Genomic DNA, 2,500 nt, shown 5'->3' on the forward strand with positions numbered 1-2,500 from the left:
TCATTTGCGGGTTGCTGTCTGAGATTCGATTGGTCTCTGACGATGGGACGTATGCGATTGAACTTGTTGGGGAACTGGCAGGTTTGCTTGCGTTGGGGGCGTCCCAGAATGAACAAAGCTGCCCTGGGGCGGCTCGCCTGACACTGCGTTCGACTGTGCTGGTTTTGGGAGCCGGATTTGAACCTGCGACCTACAGGTTATGAGTCTGAACGGGCTGTTTGGATTTTCTGACGCTGGTTGCGGGAGCAGGATTTGAACCTGCGACCTTCAGGTTATGAGCCTGACGAGCTACCGGGCTGCTCCATCCCGCGTCAGAGTCAGATTTGTATCATCGTTAGAGAGACTGTGGGCTTTTGCTAGGTTTGGCGGTGACCTACTCTCCCGGGGCTTAAGCCCAAGTACCATTGGCGCGGCAGTGCTTAACTTCCGGGTTCGGGATGGGACCGGGTGTTTCACTTGCGCTATGACCACCAAACCGAGGAAAAGCCCACGTCGCTCTTTTTGCTTTGCAAAAAGGCGACGCGCGGGAGGCAGCGTATTCGCTTGCGAATGCGCGTTCCCGCACGGTTGTAATTATCAATCAACAGTGCCGCTTGGTGCGACACGATCATCCATTGTCAAGGTCGGTGTATGCTTCTGGTTTGATTTGTCTTTCTGTTACTGGATCAAATCAAGCCTATCGGGCGATTAGTACCGGTCAACTGAACGCATTACTGCGCTTACATCTCCGGCCTATTGACGTGGTGGTCTTCCACGGCCCTCAGGGAGACCTTGTTTTGAGGGGGGCTTCCCGCTTAGATGCCTTCAGCGGTTATCCTGTCCGATCATAGCTACCCAGCACTGCCGTTGGCACGACAACTGGTCCACCAGTGGATCGTTCACCCCGGTCCTCTCGTACTAGGGGCAACTCCTCTCAAGTCTCCTACACCCACGGCAGATAGGGACCGAACTGTCTCACGACGTTCTAAACCCAGCTCACGTACCTCTTTAAACGGCGAACAGCCGTACCCTTGGGACCTGCTCCAGCCCCAGGATGAGATGAGCCGACATCGAGGTGCCAAACACTGCCGTCGATATGGACTCTTGGGCAGTATCAGCCTGTTATCCCCGGCGTACCTTTTATCCGTTGAGCGATGGCCCTTCCACTCGGGACCACCGGATCACTATGGCCGTCTTTCGACTCTGCTCGACTTGTCAGTCTCGCAGTCAGGCTGGCTTCTGCCATTGCACTCAACGAGCGATTTCCGACCGCTCTGAGCCAACCTTCGCGCGCCTCCGTTACGCTTTAGGAGGCGACCGCCCCAGTCAAACTACCCGCCACGCAGGGTCCCGGATCCGGATAACGGACCGCGGTTAGACATCAAGAGTGCGAAGGGTGGTATCTCAAGGGAGGCTCCACGGATACTTGCGTTTCCGCTTCAAAGCCTACCACCTATCCTGCACATCACAATCCTGATGCCAGTGCGAAGCTGTAGTAAAGGTGCACGGGGTCTTTCCGTCTAACCGCGGGAAGCCTGCATCTTGACAGGCAATTCAATTTCGCTGAGTCGATGTTGGAGACAGCGGGGAAGTCGTTACGCCATTCGTGCAGGTCGGAACTTACCCGACAAGGAATTTCGCTACCTTAGGACCGTTATAGTTACGGCCGCCGTTTACCTGGGCTTCAATTCAAGGCTCTCACCTCTCCTTTTAACCTTCAGGCACCGGGCAGGCGTCAGACCCTATACGTCGTCTTGCGACTTCGCAGAGCCCTGTGTTTTTAATAAACAGTCGCCACCCCCTGGTTTGTGCCCCCAGCCCCTAGTTGCCTAGGAACCGGGCCTCCTTCTCGCGAACTTACGGAGGTATTTTGCCGAGTTCCTTCAACATCGTTCTCTCAAGCGCCTTGGTATGCTCTACCAGTCCACCTGTGTCGGTTTAGGGTACGGTCTGATGGAGGGCTATTTCCAGGAACTGCTCAGCAGCCCAACCAATCCGATAAGGTTGAACTACACCTGCAATCCGTCACATCCTCCTGGCCTAGGAATATTAACCTAGTTCCCATCGCCTACGCCTTTCGGCCTCGGCTTAGGGGCCGGCTTACCCTGCTCAGATTAGCTTTAAGCAGGAACCCTTGGACTTTCGGCGAGAGTGTCTCTCACACTCTTTGTCGCTACTCATGTCATCATTCTCACTAGTGATCTCTCCACCGGATGGCTCACGCCCCGGCTTCATCGAAAGAACCTATGTCTGCGCTACCGCCTATTCGGCTACTTGAGCGCGATTACTCGCGCCGCATAACCGGCGGCAATATAGACAAGGTTCTATGTCACACTACGCTCTGCTACCGATGCTTACGCATCCCTAGACTTCGGCTCATGGCTTGAGCCCCGTTACATCTTCGCCGCAGGACAACTTATTTAGACCAGTGAGCTGTTACGCTATCTTTAAAGGATGGCTGCTTCTAAGCCAACCTCCTGGTTGTTTTGGTCGTCCCACCTGCTTTCCCACTTAGCCATGA

General features: G+C 54.8%; 1 tRNA gene, 2 rRNA genes and 1 pseudogene (1 of these 4 cut by a window edge). 1 reads left to right on the top strand and 3 read right to left on the bottom strand.

The features are described 5' to 3' along the window. Positions 1-203: pseudogene (locus ACR0JF_RS23030) on the top strand (recombinase family protein); the annotation flags it as partial. 31 nt (positions 204-234) lie between these two features. On the opposite strand, the gene ACR0JF_RS23035 reads toward ACR0JF_RS23030, so the two are convergent. The 3 genes from ACR0JF_RS23035 to ACR0JF_RS23045 form a co-directional block, all read right to left on the bottom strand. Further along, positions 235-311: transfer RNA gene (locus ACR0JF_RS23035), tRNA-Met, on the bottom strand. 49 nt (positions 312-360) lie between these two features. Then, positions 361-475 (bottom strand): 5S ribosomal RNA (gene rrf, locus ACR0JF_RS23040). A 191-nt stretch (positions 476-666) separates the two neighbouring features. Next, a 23S ribosomal RNA gene (locus tag ACR0JF_RS23045) occupies positions 667-2,500 on the bottom strand; it runs 1,032 nt beyond the window's last position.

The sequence above is a fragment of the Ruegeria sp. BG11 genome, assembly GCF_056538565.1.